Below are 17,016 nucleotides of genomic sequence, written 5' to 3' on the forward strand. Positions count from 1 at the left end.
TCACATCGGTCGTCCGGTCGTGGACGAATGGCCATCCGGCCGATTTTTGTCGGTGGTCGCCGCTAGCGTCGGCGGCATGTACGAAGTCGACTTCGTCGAGTTCCCGTCCACGTCGTCCGCGGCGTCGGGCCGGTTCTTCGAGCACGCGTTCGGGTGGGCGGTCACGCCGTACGGCCCGGAGTACGCGGACGTCCGCGCGGCCGGGATCACCTTCGGGTTCCAGGCCGACACGGCCGCGCAAACCCCCGCGCCCCTCGTCACGATCCGCACGGACGACCTCGCGGCGGCCCGCACCGCCGTCGAGGCGGCCGGTGGGGTGGTCACCGTCGAGCCGTTCGGTTTCCCCGGCGGGCGGCGGTTCCACTTCCGCGAGCCGGGCGGGAGCGAGCTGGCCCTCTGGTGTCCGGAGGAGTGATCAGTCGTGGCACAGGTATCCGTCGACCCCGCCGCCGTAGTACGTCGCCGGGTCACCGGCGGCGAGGTCGCGGCCGAGCGCGAACCGCGTCACCAGGTCCGGGTTCGCGACGAAGTGCCGGGCATAGGAGACGGCGTCGGCGATCCCGGCCTCGACGACGGCGTTTCCCGAGTCCCGGTCGAAGCCGTTGTTGACGATCAGCGGTCCGTCGAACAGCCGCCGGTAACGCGCGAAGGCGGCGAAGTCCGGTCCCGTGTCCGGCCCGCGCAGGTGCAGGTAGGCGAGCGAGCCCAGTTCGCGGACCAGCTCGTCGAGGTCGGCCCGGACGCCATCGTCCACAGTGAACAGTCCGCCGGTCCAGTACGGCGCGAGCCGCACGCCCACGGCGATCCCGGCACCGGCCACGGCGCCGACGACGTCCAGCACCAGCTTCCGCCGGGCCCGCGCCGAACCGCCGTACGCGTCGCGGCGCCGGTTCAGCCGCGGGTGCAGGAACTGCGCGAGCAGGTAGACGCCGTGCGCGGCGACCTCGACGCCGTCGAACCCGGCGCGCCGGGCGTTCACGGCCGCCGTCCGGTAGTCCTCGACGGTCCGCTCGATCTCGCCGGCGCTCATCTCCCGCGGCGTCACCGTGGGCCGCCGGCCGCTGGGCGTGTGCACGGACTCCGCCGGATCGACCGCGGACGGCCCCGCCGGCCGCGCGCCGAGGAACTCCGCGTGCGACACCGCGCCGGTGTGCCACAGCTGCAGCACGATCCGGCCGCCGAGCGCGTGCACGACGTCCGTGACCCGCCGCCACCCGGCGACCTGCTCCTCGGTGTGCACCCCGGGCACGTCCGGGAAGCCGACGGCCCGGTCGCTCACCCAGGTCCCCTCGGTGATGACGAGCCCGGCGCCCGCACGCTGCGCGTAGTACTCGGCGTGCAGGTCCGTGGGCACGCGGCCGCGGGCGCGGGTCGTCGGCGCCAGCACCACGCGGTTCGGCAGGCGCCAGTCGCCCAGGTCGGCCGGGGTCAGCAAGCTCATCGGTCACCTCGGGTCGCGGGGATTCGTCAGGAGAGCGACGGCTGAGGCGAGCGGAAGGTGACCGATGGACGAGCTGGCGGAACGGTTCGAGGCCGAGCGCGGCAGGCTGCGCGGGCTGGCGCACCGGATGCTGGGCTCGGCGACCGAGGCAGACGACGCGGTCCAGGAGGCGTGGCTGCGGCTGAGCCGGGCGCGCGGCGTCGACAACGTCGCGGCCTGGCTGACCACGGTCGTCGCCCGTGTCTGCCTCGACGCGCTGCGCTCGCGGAAGGCGCGCCGGGAGGACCCGGTCGAGCTGCTGCCCGAGCCGGTCGCCGACGCCGACCCGGCGGGCGAGGTGGAGCTGGCCGACTCGGTGGGCCGCGCGCTGCTCGTGGTGCTCGACGCGCTGGGCCCTGCCGAACGGGTCGCGTTCGTGCTGCACGACCTGTTCGCGGTGCCGTTCGACCGGATCGCGCCGGTGCTGGACCGCACGCCGGTGGCGGCGAAGAAGCTCGCCAGCCGCGCGCGGCACCGCGTCCGGGGCACGTCTCCCCTGCCCGCCACCGACCTCGCCCGGCACCGCCGGGTCGTCGACGCCTTCCTGACCGCGGCCCGCGGCGGCGACCTCGACGAGCTGCTCACGGTGCTGGCCCCGGACGTCGTCCGCCGCGCCGACGCCGCCGCGTTGCCGGTGGGCGCGTCCCTCGAAGTCCGCGGCGCCCGCGCGGTGGCGGAGGAGACGCAGGTGTTCGGCAAGCGCGCCCAGTTCGCGGAACCGGCGTTGATCGACGGCTTCGTCGGCGTGGTCGTGGCCCCACGCGGCCGGCTGACGCTCGCGTTGCTGGTGACGATCGAGGGCGAGCGGGTGGCCGGCTACGACGTGGTCGCCGACCCGGCGCGGCTGGCGGCGCTGCGGATCACCTTGGTCACCGCAGCACCACCTCGACCGGAACCGGCCCCGGCGGGATGACCGAACGGATCACCGGCGGCACGCGGACGTCGTCGGCTTCGAAGACCACCCGCAGCTGCTCGAGGTCCGGGTCGGCGAGCAGCTCGGCCAGCTCGTCCGCGCTGAGTTCGGCGTCGGCGTCGTCGATCACGCCCCAGACGCGTACGGCAATCCGCGCAGGTGCGGCACGTCCAGGTCCGGGGAGACGACCAGCCGCCACGCGCCGTCGAGCCATGCCGGCCACGCCAGCGGGATTCAGCCGGCCTGCGCGGCCAGTTCGCCGCGGAACGTGACGCGGTAAGCGCTCGGTGACACGCCGAGCGCGGCCTGGAAGTGCTGGCGCAGGGACGCCGCCGTGCCGAAGCCGGCTTCGGCCGCGACGCGGTCGACCGGCAGGTCCGACTCCTCCAAGAGCTGGCGGGCGCGCTCGACCCGTTGCTGCGTAAGCCATTGCAGCGCCGAGATGCCGACCTCTTCGCGGAAGCGGCGGGTGAACGTGCGGGTGCTCATGGCCTCGCGGGCGGCGAGCTCGCGCAGCGTCAGCGGCCGGTGCAGGTTCTCCAGCGCCCACGCGCGGGCGGCCTTGGTCGACGACGTCCGCGGCTCGGGCACCGGCCGCCGGACGAACTGGGCCTGGCCGCCTTCGCGGTGCGGGGACACGACCGTGCCGCGCGCGACCTCGTTGGCGACGGCCGCGCCGTGGTCGCGGCGGATCATGTGCAGCACCAGGTCGATCCCGGAGGCGACCCCGGCGGACGTCAGCACGTTGCCGTCCTCGGTGTAGAGCACGCACGGGTCGACCCGGACCTCGGGGAACCGCTCCTGGAGCTCCTCGGCGGAGCGCCAGTGCGTGGTGGCCGGGCGGCCGTCGAGCAGGCCGGCCGCGGCGAGCACGAACGCGCCCGTGCAGATCGACGCGATCCGCGCGCCCGCCGGGATCAGCTCCAGCGCGGCCTTGAGGGCCGGCGTCAGCACCCGCGCCATGGGCTCGTACTCGGCGCGGGACGCCGGGACGATCACCGTGTCGGCCTCGGCGATGACCTCCGGGCCGCGGTCGACCGGGATGGTGAAGTCGGAGTCGGTGCGCACGAGTCCCGGCTCGAGTGCGCAGGTCACGACCTCGTACAGGGGCTCGCCCGACGCAGAGCGGGCCTGCCCGAACAGGCGGTGGACGATGCCCAGCTCCATCACGAGCATGCCGTGCCGGACCAGCACGGCGACGTGGTGGCGCTCGGGGTGAAGGAATTCGGCCATGGCTCGATTCTTGCACAGGTTGGCCATCGGGCCACTCGATCGCGTCCGCCGGCGGCGTGATGATCGAGGTCATGAACGTCTTGTGGGTATTCGCGCATCCCGAGCCGCGCTCGCTGGGCGGGGCCCTCCGCGACGACGGGCTCCGGACGCTCCGGAATCTAGGTCACGACGTCCGGGAATCGGACCTGTACGCGATGAAGTGGAACCCGGTCGTCGACGCGGCCGACTTCGGCACGGCGGCCGGGGACGAGCGCCTGGTCGTCGGGGCGACGTCCGCCCGCGCATACGCCGGTGGTGAGCTGAGCGCGGACATCGTGGCCGAGCACGAGAAGCTGGCCTGGGCGGACGCGGTCGTCGTGCAGTTCCCGTTGTGGTGGTACGGCATGCCGGCGATCCTCAAGGGCTGGTTCGACCGGGTGTTCGTGAAGGGTTTCGGCTACGGCGTCCGCGCCGACGACGGCCGCACGCTCCGCTACGGCGAAGGCAAGCTGGCGGGCAAACGCGCGATGGTGGTCCTGAGCGCGGGCGCCCGCGAGCCCGCCCTCAGCCCGCGCGGGATCAACGGTCCGCTGAACGACATCCTGTTCCCGCTGCACCACGGAACGCTGTTCTACGCGGGAATGTCGGTCCTGCCCCCGGTCGCGGTGTACGGCGCGGACCGCGTGTCGCCGGAGGACTTCGCCGAGTCCCAAGCCCTGCTGCGCACGCGACTGTCCACCTTGGACACCGCGGAGCCACTGGGGTTCCGCACCCAGAACGGCGGCGACTACGACGACGACCTCGTCCTCCGCCCCACCCACGCGCCCGGCGGCACCGGCCTCGCCATCCACCTCGGCTGACGTGCCGTGAGGGGCACCCTCAGGGCTTTGAAGTCCCTGAGGGTGCCCTTCACGGCGTCTACGCGGGCAGGGTCAGGCGCTGGCCCAGACCGCCGTCCACCGGGAGGTCCGCGCCCGTGGTGAACGTCGCGTCGAAGGCCAGGAACAGCACCGCCGTCGCCACCTCCTCCGCGGTCGCGTGGCGCTTCAACGGCGTCACCTCGTCGCCCGTGGCCTTGAACGCCGCCAGGACCTCGGCGGGGACGCCGGTCACGCCCATCGTCGGCGTGTCCGTGTAACCCGGGCTGACCACGTTCACCCGGATCCCGCGTGGCGCCAGCCCGGCCGCATACGTCCGGGCGAACGACCGGACTGCCGCCTTCGCCGCGGAATACGGGCCCATGCCGGCGATCCCCGCCCCCGCCGCGACCGACGTCGTGAACACGAACGAACCCCCGGGCCGCACCAGGCCCGCCAGCCGCTGGGCCGTGAAGTACGCGCCCTTGGTGTTGACGTCGAACGTGCGGTCGTAGACCTCGGGCGTCGCCGTTTCGTACGGCGTCAAGGTCGCGAAACCGACGTTGACGAACACCAGGTCCAGCTCGCCGAGCGTCTCCGCGGCGACCGTGCCCAGTGCGTCGATGTCGGCCAGGCTGGCCGCGTCCGAGGACAGCAGGTGCGCTTTGCCCGGCAGCTTCCCGCGCGACGACGAGACGTCACGGCCGGTCAGCAGGACCTCCGCGCCGCCGTCGAGCAGCGCGCGGACCACCGCCAGGCCCATCCCGTGCGTGCCGCCGGTGACGACGGCCTTCTTTCCCAGGTACTTCACCGGATCTCCTCGATGACACTCGCGATCGCGTGCGCGCCGTGGCCCGCGTCGACCGCGCGGGTGAACAACTCCGCCAGCGGCGCGGGCACGACCGTGCTGATGCCCTGCGCCCGGCTCGTCTCGACCAGCAGCTTCAGCCCGGCCGCGTTGATGTCCAGGGCCGAGACGTCCGTTGTGTAGTCGCCGCTCGCCACCTGGGCGCTCATGCCGGCGAGGAACCCGCCGACCGCCGAGAGCCACGGCAACGCCATCGGCGTGAACCGCTCCGGCGTGACGCCTTCGGTGCCGACCAGCGCGAGCGCGTGCAGGTAGCCGCTCATCGTCGACCACATGATGCCCAGCAGCGCCAGGTCGTACAGCGCCGCGAGCCCGGCGTCCTCGCCGAGGAACACCGGCTCCCCCAGCACTTCCAGCACCTCGCGGTGCGCCTCGAACGCCGCGGCCGAGCCGCCGTAGAGGATCCGCGCGGCCGGCGTGCCGATGCCCTGCGGGACGGCCATGATCACGCCGTCCACGTAGTCGATTCCCCTTGAGGCCGCCCACTTCGCGACGTCGCGGGCCTGCTCCGGTGTGCCGGAGGTGAGGTTCACCAGTACCGCCGGCGTCAGCTCCTTCAGCACCGGCTGTTGAGTGTCGTGTGTGGACAGACAGCTGAGCACGACGTCCGCCGTGGCGACCTCCGCGGGCGTCGCCGCGAGCCGGGCGCCGCGGTCCAGCAGCGGGCCGGCCTTGAGCGGCGACCGGTTCCACACCACGACGTCGTGGCCCGCCCCCAAGAACGCCCCGGCGAGGGCGGCGCCCATCCGCCCCAGGCCGAGCACGCCCACTTGTTTCTTGCTTTCTCCCATGCCCATCATGCTGCTGAAGCGCTTTACACTGGACAAGTACCGACTAAATAGTCGGGTACTCACCAAAACGTAAGGATCCTGCATGCTGACCCGAAGCTACCGGTGCGGGCTGGACGCCGCGATCGACGTCGTCGGCGGCCGCTGGAAGGCCCTGATCCTGTGGGCGCTGCACGCCGAGCCGCTGCGGTTCGGTGAGCTGCGGCGCAAGGTGACGGGGATCAGCGAGAAGATGCTGATCCAGGCGCTGCGGGAGCTGGAGGCGGACGAGGTCGTGCACCGCGAGGTGTTCCGCGAGGTCCCGCCGAAGGTCGAGTACTCGCTGACCGGCCTGGGTCAGCGGCTGAACACCGCGCTGCTGCCGCTGGGCGACTGGGGCGAGGAGAACATGGCCGGCATCGCGCAGCGCCGGGGCGTCACGCCGGCACCTTCGCATACTCCTTGAGCGTGATCGCGTTGCCCGCCTTGAGCGGCAGCTGCTCGATCACCTTGCGCCACGGCAGGTGCGGCAGCAGCCGCAGGTTGAGGTTGCGCAGCCGGATCCACGCGCGGGTCGGCGGCACGAACCACTTCCCGTTGCCCTCCCCCAGTTTCTGGCACACGGCGACAAACTCGCGCATCTCTTCGTGGTAGGCGGTGAACGCCGTCGCGTGGTCGCCGCCGGCCGCCGCGAGCTCGCCCGCCAGCACGTACGCGCCGACGACCGCCAGGCTCGTCCCCATCCCCGAGAGCGGCGCGGCGCAGTACGCGGCGTCGCCGACCAGCGCGACCCGGCCGGTCGAGTAGGTGTCGAGCTTGATCTGGCTCGCCGAGTCGAAGTAGAAGTCCGGCGCCCGCCGCATCCCGTCGAGCAGGGCCGGCGCCTCCCAGCCCGCGTCCGCGAAGGTCTCCTCGACGATCCGGCGCTGGGCTTCGACGTCGCGGTGGTCGTACGCGAGCGGCTCGGAACCGAACCAGAACAAGGCTTTCGCTTCCGCGTGGTCGCGGGCGCTGTAGACGCCGATCGTGCGGTTCGGCTCGTTGTAGAACCGGCCGACGTGGTCGAGGCCGAGGTGGTTCGGCACGGTGAAGATCGAGACGTAGTAGCCGAGGTCGCGGCGGTACCGGGACTCGTCGCCGAAGACGAGGGAGCGCACGTTCGAGTGCAGCCCGTCGGCGCCCACGACCAGGTCGAACTCACGCGGCGCGCCGTGTTCGAAGGTGACCGTGACGCCGTCGCCGTGCTCGGTGACGCCGGTGATCGAGTCGCCGAAGACGTACTCGACGTCGTCCTTCGTGGCGTCGTAGAGGATGCGCGAAAGGTCGCCGCGCAGGATCTCCAGCTCGCCGCTCTGGAACGTCGGCGGCGTGACCACCAGCGGCCGGTTCTCTTCGTCCACATAGGTCACTTCGCCCATGTTCGTCGCCGCCGCTTCGACCTGGCCGAGCAGGCCCATCCGGTCGAGGACGCGCAGTGAAGCGCCGCGGAAGTCGACGGCGTAACCGCCTTCACGGAGCCGGGGCGCGCGTTCGACCACGGTCGGCGTGAAGCCGTAGCGGCGGAGCCAGAAAGCCAGGGCGGGGCCGGCGACACTGGCGCCGGAGATGAGGACTCGTCTGTTCTGCATGCCGGCAACGGTAACCCGGATTTGGGCGATCGCGCAAGGCGATCGCCTAAGACGTTCGTGCTAGTCTCGGGACATGGGCAACAAAGACGCACTGCTGGCGGGCGCGAAGCGCTGTCTCAACGAGAAGGGCTACGCCCGCACGAGCGTGCGGGACCTGGCCTCGGCGGCGAACGTCAGCATGGCCGCGATCGGCTACCACTTCGGCTCCCGCGAGGCGCTGCTCAACACCGCGCTGATCGAGGCGAACGAGGAGTGGGGCGAGACGCTGGCGAAGACCCTGCAGGTCGAGACGCCGCCGGACGCGTCGCCGGCCGAGCGCTTCGAGCTGATCTGGCAGCGGGTGATCGAGTCGTTCCCCGCGCACCGGCGGATGTGGGCGATGACGTTCGAGGCCTACACGCAGCCGGATCTCGACCCGGCCGTCCGCGCGCAGCTGGCGAAGGCGCTCGAACTGGCCCGCTTCGGGCTGGCGAACCTCTTCCAGGGCCTCGACGACGGCAGCCCCGAGGCCCGGGCCGTCGGCACCGTGCACCAGGCCCTGCTTTCGGGCGTGGTGCTGCAGTGGCTCGCCGACCCGGACCACGCCCCCTCGGGCGCCGACCTGATCAACGGCCTGCGCCTGCTCACGAAGGACGTGCTGGCTTAGGCGGTGACGAGGTCCGCGCCGGCGAAGAAGGTCGACGCGGCCGTCATGGCCGAGTCGTCCAGCAGGACGTCGCCCGGGCGGCTGCCGTTGCCCAGCAGGACGCCACCCCAGTTCATGCTCAGGTACTCCGCGCACAGCTCGAGGGTGCCGACCAGCGGCTGGGCCTCGCGCGCCGTCTCGCTCAGGACACTCACGCCCCACAACGACTTCCCGCGCATCCGCGGCTTGAACTCCACCGGCAGGCGCATCCAGCCGGACCAGTAGTCGAGGTACAGCTTCACGCTCGCCGCGACCGAGTACCAGTACACCGGCGAGACGATCACGATGTCCGTCGCGGCGAAGGTCGCGTCCATCAGCAGCTGTTCGTTCGCACCGGGCGCGGGGTGTTCGCCGGCGCCGTGACGGCGATCCTCGAACGGCGCCAGCGGCACCTCGGGCAGCCGGATCCAGCGCTGGTCCGCGCCACTCGGCAGCTCCTTCGCGGCCCGCCGGGCCAGCATCTCCGTGTTGCCCCCGGCCCGCGCGGCGCCGACCAGGAACAGGAAGCTGCGGTCGCTCATGATCAGGTCCCTCCAGTTACTTGCATGTACATATAAAGAGTGTCCCTACAGGTATCCTGAAGTCAAGAGGAGGTCGCGAGATGACCGTCGACGAACAGGCCTGGGGCCGGGTTCTGGTGCTGCACGCCCGCATCGAGCAGGAGCTGGGCAAGGCGCTGCACCGCCGCCACGGGCTCGGCCTGTCCGAGTACCGCGCGCTCGGCAAGCTGGCCGCGAGCCCCAAGGGCGAGTTGCGGATGCAGGAGCTCGCCGAGGCGATCGGGCTCAACCAGAGCTCGGTCAGCCGGATGTGCGCGCGCCTCGAAGACGCCGGGCTGACCGTCCGCGACCTGTGCGAAGACGACCGTCGCGGCGTCTACTCGGTGATCACCGAAGCCGGCCGCCGGCGCTACGGCGAGACCGAGCCGACCTACGGCGACGTCCTGCGCACCGCGCTCGACAAGGCCGCGAGCGACCCGGAGCTGGCCACGGCGGTCTCCGCCGTCCGCGGCGCTTGACCCTCATATTCCGCAGTGGTTATATACCGGCACAGGCAACCTAACAGGAGGACGCCGTGCCCGCGAAGCTGCAGACCGTCGACGATCGCCCCGCGCTCAGGCTGGAACGCCGCCTGGAGCACGCGCCGGAGAAGGTCTGGCACGCCATCACCGACCCGGCCGAGCTGGCGCACTGGTTCCCGGCCGCGGTCGACGTCGACCTGCGCGACGGCGGCGCGATCCGGTTCACCTTCCCGGGCACCGACGACGTCACCACGGGCCAGGTCATCACCGTCGACCCGCCCCGCGAGTTCACCTTCACCTGGAACGACGACACCCTGCGCTGGCTGATCTCCCCGGACGGCGAGGGCAGCCTCCTGGAGTTCACGCACACCTTCGGCCGCGGCGACCCGGCGATCGCGAAGCTCGCCGCGGGCCGCACGGCCGCGGGCTGGGACGTCTGCCTTGACACCCTCGAAGCCCGCCTCGCCGGTGAGAAGCACGAGCCGCCGGAGGACTGGCACGCCCCGATGGCGTCCTATGTGGACGATTTCGGCCTCGGCGACGGCGAAGTCCTCGCAGACGGCACGATCCGCTTCCGCCGTGACCTCGTCTGGAAATCCCCCGACGAAGTCCGCGCGCTGCTGCCCGGCGAACCCGGCTGGCACGTCGTCCACGACCCGCTCGAAGGCACCCGCGTCGAGTTCACGGAGGCCTCCGAAACCGACGTCGCCGCGCAGCTGGCCCGGCGGCACGAGCAGCTCGACAAGCTGTTCGCCGCCACCCACGGCGTCGAGCTGCCGGACTGGCCGGCCGAGCGCGTCGAGGCCGTGCGCAAGCACTACGCCGAGCGTCCGACTCAGGGTTGACGCGCGGCACGGGCGGCCGCATTACCGTCGGTTCATGCGATTTCGGACAGCCCTGGACGTCCTGGCGGCGGTCCTGCTGGGGCTCGGCGCCGGTGGCAACCTCGCCGCCGGAGCGTGGGCGCTCCCGTCTTGGCTGCCCGGGTGGCTCGGGTGGACGATCCTCGTCGCGAGCGTGGTTCCGATCGTCGTGCGCCGGTGGTGGCCGCTGACCACCTACGTCGGCTCCCTGGTGCTGACGGCGGCGGCCGTACCGATCGGCGGCCCGGTGCTCGGGGTCGCCGCGGTGGGTGCGGCCTGTGCGCTCTACGTCGTCGTGGGCCGGCTGGACAACCGGATCGTCCGCATCGGGTTCGTCGCCGGGCTGGCCGAGGTCGGCGTGCTCTCGTTCGCGCTGCCGACGCCGAGCGCGTCGCAGGCGGTGAACGTCGGCACGGGGGCGCTCATCGTCGGGTACGCGTTCGGCCTCACCGTGCGCGCCCGCCGGGAGCACGCGGTCACCGAACGGGACCAGGCGGTTTCGGCGGAACGGCTACGGATCGCCCGCGAGATGCACGACGTCGTCGCGCACAGCATGAGCCTGATCGCGGTGAAGGCGGCCGTCGGCAACCACGTCGCCCTCGACCAGCCCGGCGAAGCGCGGGAAGCCTTGCGTGTCATCGAAGAGACCAGCCGCGAGGCGCTCGCCGAGCTGCGGCGGATGCTGGGCGTGCTGCGGGACGGCACCGGCGTCCCGGCGCTGGCGCCCGCCCCGACGCTCGCCGACCTGCGTGCCCTCGCCGAACGCGCGCAGCAGGCCGGCCCGGCCGTCGACCTGGTCGTCGAGGGCCTCGACGAGCTGCCGAACGGCGTCGGGCAGTCGGTGTACCGGATCGTGCAGGAGGCGCTGACCAACGTCGTCAAGCACGCGGGCGCGACGACGTGCCGGATCCGCGTCACCGGTGAGGACGGCGAAGTGCGCATCGAAGTCCGCGACAACGGCCGCGGCGGCTCCGCGGAACCCGGCCACGGCCTGATCGGGATGCGCGAACGCGTGGCCGTCTACGGCGGCGAGTTCAGCGCCGGTCCCGGCGAGCGCGGTTTCCGCGTTTTCGCGCGCCTGCCCTACGAACCGGCCGTGGCCCGGTGACCCGTGTCCTCATCGCCGACGACCAGGCGTTGCTGCGCGGCAGCTTCCGCGTGCTCGTCGACAGCGCGCCCGAGCTGACGGTGGTCGGCGAGGCGTCCGACGGCGTCGAAGCGGTGGCCCTGGCCCGGTACGAACAGCCGGACGTCGTGCTGATGGACGTCCGGATGCCCGAGATGGACGGCATCGAGGCGACCCGCCGCATCTGCGCGGAAACCGAGGTGCGGGTGCTGATGCTGACGACGTTCGACCTCGACGAGTACGTCTACGCGGCCCTGCGCGCGGGCGCGAGCGGCTTCCTGCTCAAGGACACGCGCCCGGCGGACCTGCTGGCGGCGATCGGGATCATCGCCGGCGGCGACGCGCTGCTGGCGCCGTCGGTGACCCGCCGGCTGGTGGCGGAGTTCGCGCGGCTGCCGTCGGGTCCGGTGACGCGGCTGGACGGCGTGACGGCCCGCGAGCAGGAGGTACTGACGCTGATCGCGCGCGGCCTGTCGAACGACGAGATCGCCGCGCGGCTGCACCTGGGCATCGCGACGGTGAAGACCCACATCGGCCGGCTGCTGCACAAGCTCGCGGCGCGGGACCGGGCCCAGCTGGTGATCGCGGCCTACGAGTCGGGGCTCGTCCGCACCGCCTGACGGCTACGGTGGGTCGAGGGAGGTACACCTTGAGTCGCAGCATCCTGATTTCCGGGGCCAGTATCGCCGGGCCCACGCTGGCCCACTGGCTCGCGAAGGCGGGCTGGGCGGTGACCGTCGTCGAGCGCTTCGACCACGTGCGCGAGCAGGGCCAGAACATCGACGTCCGCGGGGTCGGGCGCCAGGTCATCCGGCGGATGGGCCTGGAGGACGCCGTCCGCGCCGCTCACACCGGGGAGACCGGCACGGACTTCGTCGACGAGCACGGCCGCGCGATCGCCGCGTTCGCCGGCGGCACCGACGACACCTCCGGCGGCACGGCCGAGCTGGAGATCCTGCGCGGCCAGTTCGCCAAGATCCTCTACACCCACTCCAAGGACGACGCCGAGTACGTCTTCGGCGACCAGATCACCGCCCTGCACGACGACGGTGACGGCGTGGACGTCGAGTTCCAGCAGGGCGCGCGCCGCCGGTTCGACGCCGTCGTCCTCGCCGAAGGCCTGCGCTCACGCAGCCGCGCGCTCGTCATGCCCGACGCGCGGATCGACGAACTGGGCCTCTACAACGCTTTCCTCGCGATCCCGCGCACCGGCGACGACACCGACCGGTGGCGCGTGCTGCCCTGCGGGCGCGGGCGAATGCTGTCGCTGCGCCCGGACAACCTCGGCACCACCCAGGCGTCGCTGAGCTTCACCTCCGACGTCCGCGGCCTGGATCGGCTCGGCCACGACGACGTCGCCGCCGTCCTGCGGGCGACCTTCGCCGACGTCGGCTGGGCGGCCCCACGCGTGCTCGCCGAGCTGGACAACGGCTCGCTGTACTTCGAGGACATCGGGCAGGCGAAGCTCGCCGGGTGGAGCCGCGGCCGGATCGCGCTGCTCGGCGACGCCGCCTACTGCGCGTCCCCGGTCAGCGGCATGGGCACCACCCTGGCGCTGGCCGGCGCGTACGTCCTGGCCGGAGAACTCGCCGGCCAGGACGACCCGCGCGACGCCTTCGCCCGCTACGAGCAGGTGCTGCGGCCGCTGGTCACGAAGGCGCAGCAGCTCCCGCCGGGGGCGCCGCAGATCGCCCACCCGCGCAGCCGGCTGCAGCTCGCCGCGTTCCGGACCGTCGTGCGCGTGGCGTCGTCGCCCCTGCTCGGCCGGGTCTCGGGCGTGGCGGGCAAGTTCATGACGCCGCCGGCCGAGGCGATCACGCTGCCGGAGTACCCGATCCCGGCCACCGCGTAGGTCAGCCCACCGCCCGGGTGAACGGGGCGAACCTCATCGCGGGGTCACCGGGGAGCGGCCGGCCGTCGAGGACCAGCCGGTTCACGCCCTGAGCACGCAGGTCCAGCGCGACGACGTCGGACACCGAGCCCGATGAGGCAGCCGGGCCGCCGTCGTCGAGGAAGGGGCCGACGTGACCATGGCACCCGCCGTCGACCTCGAAGCCCATCGTCGACGGCGTGCCGGGTGATCGCCCGGCCCAAGCCGCGCCGCTCGAACCGGGGCGCGACCAGCACCATCGAGATCGACGCCACACGATCGAACGACACCAGGACGGCCGCTTCGGCCAGGTCGGCGCAGGCAAGCAGGTCGGCGGGGCCCAGGAGCCGGATCGGCGGGAAGGTCATGGACGTTGCCTACGCCACACGCGAAGTGACCGGCAAGTAGCTAAGCTCCCGTGGCATGAGCAGTGCGACGGAGCCGCTCGGGACGCCGCCCGAGGATGAACCGGACATCCACACCACGGCCGGCAAGCTGGCCGACCTGTACCGCCGGTACGACGAGGCGGTGCACGCGGGCTCGGCCCGCGCGGTGGAGAAGCAGCACGCCAAGGGCAAGAAAACCGCCCGCGAGCGGATCGAGCTGCTGCTGGACGAGAACTCGTTCGTGGAGCTCGACGAGCTGGCCCGGCACCGCTCGACCAACTTCGGCCAGGAGAAGAACCGGCCCTACGGCGACGGCGTCGTCACCGGTTACGGGACCGTCGACGGCCGTCCGGTGTGCGTGTTCAGCCAGGACGTGACGATCTTCGGCGGCAGCCTCGGCGAGGTGTACGGCGAGAAGATCGTCAAGGTGATGGACCTGGCGATCAAGACCGGCCGCCCGATCGTCGGCATCAACGAGGGCGGCGGCGCGCGCATCCAGGAGGGCGTCGTCTCGCTCGGCCTCTACGGCGAGATCTTCCGCCGCAACGTGCAGGCCTCCGGCGTCATCCCGCAGATCTCGCTGATCATGGGCGCGAACGCGGGCGGGCACGTCTACTCCCCCGCGCTGACCGACTTCGTCGTGATGGTCGACGAGACGTCGCAGATGTTCATCACCGGCCCGGACGTCGTCAAGACGGTCACCGGCGAGGACGTCACCTTCGAGGAGCTCGGCGGCGGCCGCACCCACAACACGAAGTCCGGCGTCGCGCACTACCTCGGTTCCGACGACGAGGACGCGATCGCCTACGTCAAGGAACTGCTCTCCTACCTGCCGCAGAACAACCTCTCGGACGCACCGGTCTTCGAGCCGGCGGACACACCGCCGGGGTTCTTCGAGGACGTCACGGACGCCGACCGCGAGCTCGACACGCTCATCCCGGACTCGCCGAACACGCCGTACGACATGCACGAGGTGATCAACCGCGTCGTCGACGACGGCGAGTTCCTCGAGGTCCACGAGCTGTTCGCGCCGAACATCATCGTCGGCTTCGGCCGCGTCGACGGCCAGAGCATCGGCGTCGTGGCGAACCAGCCGACGCAGTTCGCCGGCTGCCTCGACATCGACGCGTCCGAGAAGGCCGCGCGGTTCGTCCGCACCTGCGACGCGTTCAACATCCCGGTGCTCACCTTCGTCGACGTCCCGGGCTTCCTGCCGGGCACCGAGCAGGAGTGGAACGGCATCATCCGCCGCGGCGCGAAGCTGATCTACGCCTACGCGGAGGCGACAGTCCCGCTGGTCACGATCATCACGCGCAAGGCGTTCGGCGGCGCGTACGACGTCATGGGCTCCAAGCACCTCGGCGCCGACATCAACCTCGCCTGGCCGACCGCGCAGGTCGCAGTGATGGGCGGGCAGGGCGCGGTGAACATCGTGCACCGCAAGACCTTGGCCAACGCGGCGAACGAGGGCAAGGACGTCGACGAGCTGCGCGCCGAGCTGCTCCAGGAGTACGAGGACACGCTGCTCAACCCGTACGCGGCGGCCGAGCGGGGTTACGTCGACTCGGTGATCGTGCCGGCGCACACGCGCGGGCACGTCGCGCGGGCGTTGTCGTTGCTGCGCAACAAACGCGAGTCGCTGCCGCCCAAGAAGCACGGGAACATCCCGCTGTGAGCGACTCTGTTAGCGATTCCGTGAGCGACGAGGTGCGGCCCCTGCTGCGCGTGGTCCGGGGCAACCCGAGCGACGCCGAGCTGGCGGCGCTGACGGCCGTCGTCGCCGCGGCGTCGGCCGCCCGGGGTCCCGGGAAGCCGAAGCCGCGGACGTCGTGGTGGGGCGACCACGCGACTTCGCTGCGTCGGCCGCACTACCCCGGCGAAGGCGCTTGGCGCGCCTCGGGTCTGCCTAACTGACGTTGAGCGCGGTGTCGTCCACGATGAACGACGTCTGCAGCTGCGAGCCCTCGACGCCGCTGAAGGCGAGCGTCACGGACTGACCCGCGAACGCGGACAGCGAGAAGGTCCGCTGCTGGTACCCGCTGGCCGCGTTGAGGTTGCTGTACGTCGCCAGCGTCGTGCTGCCCGCCTTGACGGTCAGCTTGTCGTACGCCGTCGTGCCCGTCTCGGCGGTGGTGATGCTGAGCCAGAACGAGAACGTGTACGACGAGCAGCCGGCCGGCAGCGTGACGGTCTGGCTGAGCGTGTCCGTGTGGGCGGTGCCGTAGCCGTCGAGCCAGGCGTTCCACGAGCCGCTGCGGGCGGGCGCGTCGGAGGCGTGCTGGCCGATGACGCTCGCCGACGCCGTCCAGCCGGTGTTGCCCGACTCGAAGCCCGGGTTGACCAGCAGCTGGCCGGCGGTGCAGCCGGTCGGCGGCGGCGTGGTCGTGCCGCTGCCCGCGAGCCACGCGGTCGCGTTGAGGCCGAGCGCGTCGTTGTCGGCCGTGGTGTCGCTCCAGCCGTTGTAGAGCGTGTTGCCGGACTGGCCGGTGCCGTCGTCGATGGTCGAACTGTCACCCCAGATCGCGACGCGGCCCGAGCCGAAGGTGCTCGTCACGAAGAAAGCGTTGCTGTTGCCCGGAGACGACGTGCTCAGGAACGCGAGGCCCTTGACGTTCGGGTTGTCGGCGGGCTTGAGGGTGAACGTCGTGCCGTTGGCGATCAGGCTCTTCTTCACCGCGCCGAACGAGCCGTTCAGCACGGGGTTCGAGGAGTCGGTGATGGCCACCGGGTGATCGCTGGAGATGTTCTTGAGGTCGACCGAAAAGCCGAACGGGTCGGTGTTGTCGACGCCGTTGTTCGTCAGGAGGTCGTTGATGATCTTCGGCGAGTCCCAGCCGTCGTTGTTGCGGTCGCTGCCGGTGTGGTCGGAGATCAGGAACAGGCCGCCGCCGTTCTGCACGAACTTCATGATCGCCGTCTTTTCGGCGGTGCTCAGGACGACGTTCGGTTCCGGCAGCACGAATTCGTCGAAGTTCTTGAGGTCCAGCGCGTTCGACGTGCCGTAGGTGATCGTGTTGCCCGCGGGCAGCGTCTTCAGGCTGTACTGCCCGGTCTTCTGCAGCGCGACGCCCCACGCCGAGAGCGCGCCGGTCCAGTCACTTTCCTTCTGTGGCGCGGAGTTCTGCCCGGTCGGGTCGGGCTGCGAGGTGCCGACGATCCAGTCGGCGTTGCCGGCGGTCTCGGCTTTGGTGTTGTCGAAGAGGATCCGGTGGGTGACGGCGGCGTGCGCGGGAACGGCGGTCAGCAGACCCGCGGCGAGCGTGGCGACAGCGAGCGGAATGAGGCGCTTCATGGTGCTCCTCGGCGATGGGGACCTTGGACGGCATCGGTGACATCACGG

At 71.6% G+C, this 17,016-nt stretch carries 21 protein-coding genes; 12 read left to right on the top strand and 9 right to left on the bottom strand.

The features are described 5' to 3' along the window. The first annotated feature begins 76 nt into the window (after positions 1-76). A complete protein-coding gene (locus OG570_RS06230; RefSeq protein ID WP_326955913.1) occupies positions 77-415 on the top strand; it encodes a VOC family protein in 339 nt (112 codons plus the stop codon). Here OG570_RS06230 and OG570_RS06235 read toward each other — a convergent pair whose 3' ends face one another. Continuing rightward, a complete protein-coding gene (locus OG570_RS06235; protein ID WP_326955914.1) occupies positions 416-1,441 on the bottom strand; it encodes an alkene reductase in 1,026 nt (341 codons plus the stop codon). A gap of 64 nt (positions 1,442-1,505) precedes the next feature. On the opposite strand from OG570_RS06235, the gene OG570_RS06240 reads away from it, so the two are divergent. Further along, positions 1,506-2,393 (top strand): sigma-70 family RNA polymerase sigma factor, encoded by an 888-nt coding sequence (locus OG570_RS06240; protein WP_326955915.1) that lies wholly within the window; start codon positions 1,506-1,508, stop codon positions 2,391-2,393. Here OG570_RS06240 and OG570_RS06245 read toward each other — a convergent pair. Continuing rightward, the gene (locus tag OG570_RS06245; protein WP_326955916.1) at positions 2,350-2,523 is read right to left on the bottom strand and encodes a hypothetical protein; all 174 of its coding nucleotides are present in this window, start codon (positions 2,521-2,523) and stop codon (positions 2,350-2,352) included. The genes OG570_RS06240 and OG570_RS06245 overlap by 44 nt on opposite strands. Positions 2,524-2,627: 104 nt before the next feature. Then, complete coding sequence (locus OG570_RS06250; protein WP_326955917.1) at positions 2,628-3,626, bottom strand: GlxA family transcriptional regulator; 999 nt, start codon at positions 3,624-3,626, stop codon at positions 2,628-2,630. Positions 3,627-3,697: 71 nt separating this feature from the next. Here OG570_RS06250 and OG570_RS06255 point away from each other — a divergent pair, with 71 nt between their 5' ends. Next, the gene (locus tag OG570_RS06255) at positions 3,698-4,465 is read left to right on the top strand and encodes an NAD(P)H-dependent oxidoreductase (RefSeq protein WP_326959899.1); all 768 of its coding nucleotides are present in this window, start codon (positions 3,698-3,700) and stop codon (positions 4,463-4,465) included. A 58-nt stretch (positions 4,466-4,523) separates the two neighbouring features. Here OG570_RS06255 and OG570_RS06260 read toward each other — a convergent pair whose 3' ends face one another. After that, a complete protein-coding gene (locus OG570_RS06260; protein WP_326955918.1) occupies positions 4,524-5,273 on the bottom strand; it encodes an SDR family oxidoreductase in 750 nt (249 codons plus the stop codon). Then, positions 5,270-6,205 (bottom strand): NAD(P)-dependent oxidoreductase, encoded by a 936-nt coding sequence (locus OG570_RS06265; RefSeq protein WP_326955919.1) that lies wholly within the window; start codon positions 6,203-6,205, stop codon positions 5,270-5,272. The genes OG570_RS06260 and OG570_RS06265 overlap by 4 nt, the downstream gene beginning before the upstream one ends. Here OG570_RS06265 and OG570_RS06270 point away from each other — a divergent pair. Next, positions 6,204-6,563 (top strand): winged helix-turn-helix transcriptional regulator, encoded by a 360-nt coding sequence (locus OG570_RS06270; protein ID WP_326946222.1) that lies wholly within the window; start codon positions 6,204-6,206, stop codon positions 6,561-6,563. The two genes, OG570_RS06265 and OG570_RS06270, sit on opposite strands and share 2 nt — an antisense overlap. On the opposite strand, the gene OG570_RS06275 is transcribed toward OG570_RS06270, so the two are convergent. Beyond that, entirely contained in the window at positions 6,535-7,725 is a 1,191-nt protein-coding gene (locus OG570_RS06275; RefSeq protein WP_326955920.1) for an FAD-dependent monooxygenase, read from the bottom strand. The genes OG570_RS06270 and OG570_RS06275 overlap by 29 nt on opposite strands. A 73-nt stretch (positions 7,726-7,798) precedes the next feature. On the opposite strand from OG570_RS06275, the gene OG570_RS06280 reads away from it, so the two are divergent. Further along, positions 7,799-8,371, top strand: coding sequence for a TetR/AcrR family transcriptional regulator (locus OG570_RS06280; protein ID WP_326955921.1), 573 nt, complete (start codon positions 7,799-7,801; stop codon positions 8,369-8,371). Here the strand turns inward: OG570_RS06280 and OG570_RS06285 are convergent. Then, positions 8,368-8,931 carry a flavodoxin family protein gene (locus OG570_RS06285; RefSeq protein WP_326955922.1) on the bottom strand — a complete coding sequence of 188 codons (564 nt, stop codon included), beginning with the start codon at positions 8,929-8,931 and terminating at the stop codon, positions 8,368-8,370. The genes OG570_RS06280 and OG570_RS06285 overlap by 4 nt on opposite strands. Positions 8,932-9,011: 80 nt before the next feature. Here OG570_RS06285 and OG570_RS06290 point away from each other — a divergent pair, with 80 nt between their 5' ends. Genes OG570_RS06290 through OG570_RS06310 form a run of 5 tightly spaced genes read left to right on the top strand, consistent with a single transcriptional unit; the run spans position 9,012 to position 13,272 of the window. Next, positions 9,012-9,428, top strand: a complete 417-nt coding sequence (locus OG570_RS06290) for a MarR family winged helix-turn-helix transcriptional regulator (protein ID WP_326946218.1) — start codon at positions 9,012-9,014, stop codon at positions 9,426-9,428. Positions 9,429-9,484: 56 nt separating this feature from the next. After that, on the top strand, positions 9,485-10,276 hold the full coding sequence (locus OG570_RS06295) for an SRPBCC family protein (RefSeq protein ID WP_326955923.1): 792 nt from the start codon (positions 9,485-9,487) through the stop codon (positions 10,274-10,276). Between the two features lie 34 nt (positions 10,277-10,310). Continuing rightward, a complete protein-coding gene (locus OG570_RS06300; RefSeq protein ID WP_326955924.1) occupies positions 10,311-11,402 on the top strand; it encodes a sensor histidine kinase in 1,092 nt (363 codons plus the stop codon). Continuing rightward, positions 11,399-12,040, top strand: a complete 642-nt coding sequence (locus OG570_RS06305) for a response regulator transcription factor (protein WP_326955925.1) — start codon at positions 11,399-11,401, stop codon at positions 12,038-12,040. Before OG570_RS06300 ends, OG570_RS06305 begins: the two co-directional genes overlap by 4 nt. Positions 12,041-12,069: 29 nt before the next feature. Beyond that, the gene (locus tag OG570_RS06310; protein ID WP_326955926.1) at positions 12,070-13,272 is read left to right on the top strand and encodes an FAD-dependent monooxygenase; all 1,203 of its coding nucleotides are present in this window, start codon (positions 12,070-12,072) and stop codon (positions 13,270-13,272) included. A gap of 1 nt (position 13,273) precedes the next feature. Here OG570_RS06310 and OG570_RS06315 read toward each other — a convergent pair whose 3' ends face one another. Then, the gene (locus OG570_RS06315) at positions 13,274-13,480 is read right to left on the bottom strand and encodes a hypothetical protein (RefSeq protein ID WP_326955927.1); all 207 of its coding nucleotides are present in this window, start codon (positions 13,478-13,480) and stop codon (positions 13,274-13,276) included. 233 nt (positions 13,481-13,713) lie between these two features. On the opposite strand from OG570_RS06315, the gene OG570_RS06320 reads away from it, so the two are divergent. Both OG570_RS06320 and OG570_RS06325 read left to right on the top strand, forming a co-directional pair. Beyond that, positions 13,714-15,351: an acyl-CoA carboxylase subunit beta gene (locus OG570_RS06320; RefSeq protein ID WP_326955928.1), complete on the top strand. Its 1,638-nt coding sequence runs from the start codon at positions 13,714-13,716 to the stop codon at positions 15,349-15,351. After that, entirely contained in the window at positions 15,348-15,590 is a 243-nt protein-coding gene (locus OG570_RS06325) for an acyl-CoA carboxylase subunit epsilon (RefSeq protein ID WP_326955929.1), read from the top strand. The genes OG570_RS06320 and OG570_RS06325 overlap by 4 nt, the downstream gene beginning before the upstream one ends. Here the strand turns inward: OG570_RS06325 and OG570_RS06330 are convergent. Next, entirely contained in the window at positions 15,583-16,968 is a 1,386-nt protein-coding gene (locus tag OG570_RS06330) for a hypothetical protein (protein WP_326955930.1), read from the bottom strand. The two genes, OG570_RS06325 and OG570_RS06330, sit on opposite strands and share 8 nt — an antisense overlap. Positions 16,969-17,016 lie beyond the last annotated feature (48 nt).

Origin of the sequence: Amycolatopsis sp. NBC_01286 (assembly GCF_035982555.1) — a bacterium.
Lineage (GTDB): Bacteria > Actinomycetota > Actinomycetes > Mycobacteriales > Pseudonocardiaceae > Amycolatopsis.

Bases quoted from the DNA above. Each gene is read 5' to 3' on its own strand.
- OG570_RS06230 (WP_326955913.1), top strand. From the start codon at position 77: ATGTACGAAGTCGACTTCGTCGAGTTCCCGTCCACGTCGTCCGCGGCG.
- OG570_RS06235 (WP_326955914.1), bottom strand. From the start codon at position 1,441: ATGAGCTTGCTGACCCCGGCCGACCTGGGCGACTGGCGCCTGCCGAAC.
- OG570_RS06240 (WP_326955915.1), top strand. From the start codon at position 1,506: ATGGACGAGCTGGCGGAACGGTTCGAGGCCGAGCGCGGCAGGCTGCGC.
- OG570_RS06250 (WP_326955917.1), bottom strand. From the start codon at position 3,626: ATGGCCGAATTCCTTCACCCCGAGCGCCACCACGTCGCCGTGCTGGTC.
- OG570_RS06255 (WP_326959899.1), top strand. From the start codon at position 3,698: ATGAACGTCTTGTGGGTATTCGCGCATCCCGAGCCGCGCTCGCTGGGC.
- OG570_RS06270 (WP_326946222.1), top strand. From the start codon at position 6,204: ATGCTGACCCGAAGCTACCGGTGCGGGCTGGACGCCGCGATCGACGTC.
- OG570_RS06265 (WP_326955919.1), bottom strand. From the start codon at position 6,205: ATGCAGGATCCTTACGTTTTGGTGAGTACCCGACTATTTAGTCGGTAC.
- OG570_RS06275 (WP_326955920.1), bottom strand. From the start codon at position 7,725: ATGCAGAACAGACGAGTCCTCATCTCCGGCGCCAGTGTCGCCGGCCCC.
- OG570_RS06280 (WP_326955921.1), top strand. From the start codon at position 7,799: ATGGGCAACAAAGACGCACTGCTGGCGGGCGCGAAGCGCTGTCTCAAC.
- OG570_RS06285 (WP_326955922.1), bottom strand. From the start codon at position 8,931: ATGAGCGACCGCAGCTTCCTGTTCCTGGTCGGCGCCGCGCGGGCCGGG.
- OG570_RS06290 (WP_326946218.1), top strand. From the start codon at position 9,012: ATGACCGTCGACGAACAGGCCTGGGGCCGGGTTCTGGTGCTGCACGCC.
- OG570_RS06300 (WP_326955924.1), top strand. From the start codon at position 10,311: ATGCGATTTCGGACAGCCCTGGACGTCCTGGCGGCGGTCCTGCTGGGG.
- OG570_RS06315 (WP_326955927.1), bottom strand. From the start codon at position 13,480: ATGGGCTTCGAGGTCGACGGCGGGTGCCATGGTCACGTCGGCCCCTTC.
- OG570_RS06320 (WP_326955928.1), top strand. From the start codon at position 13,714: ATGAGCAGTGCGACGGAGCCGCTCGGGACGCCGCCCGAGGATGAACCG.
- OG570_RS06330 (WP_326955930.1), bottom strand. From the start codon at position 16,968: ATGAAGCGCCTCATTCCGCTCGCTGTCGCCACGCTCGCCGCGGGTCTG.